The organism is Janthinobacterium sp. FT14W, assembly GCF_009208755.1.
Taxonomy (GTDB): domain Bacteria; phylum Pseudomonadota; class Gammaproteobacteria; order Burkholderiales; family Burkholderiaceae_D; genus Janthinobacterium; species Janthinobacterium violaceinigrum.
Window position 1 is genome coordinate 1 of record NZ_WFLL01000162.1, and the last position, 269, is coordinate 269.

Here is a 269-nt window from a genome sequence, read left to right on the forward strand (position 1 = left end):
CTAACCAGTACTAATTGCCCGTACGGCTTGTCCCTATAACCTTAGCAGGTACAGAGGATAAGACGGTACAACGTTGCGTGTGTGTTGATACCATTCATTACCCCGATCTTTGCTTCTTCCAGATTCATGGCCTTGTCGTCCTACAGGAGACAAACGCCAGTACAAGTTATGCCTGATGACCATAGCAAGTTGGTCCCACCCCTTCCCATCCCGAACAGGACCGTGAAACAACTTTGCGCCGATGATAGTGCTGCAACCAGTGTGAAAGT

Annotated in this window: 1 rRNA gene; it reads left to right on the top strand. The window is 49.1% G+C overall.

Features of this window, described 5'->3' with window-relative positions:
- Positions 1-171: 171 nt before the first annotated feature.
- Positions 172-269: ribosomal RNA gene (gene rrf / locus GCN74_RS28450) — 5S ribosomal RNA — on the top strand; the annotation flags it as partial.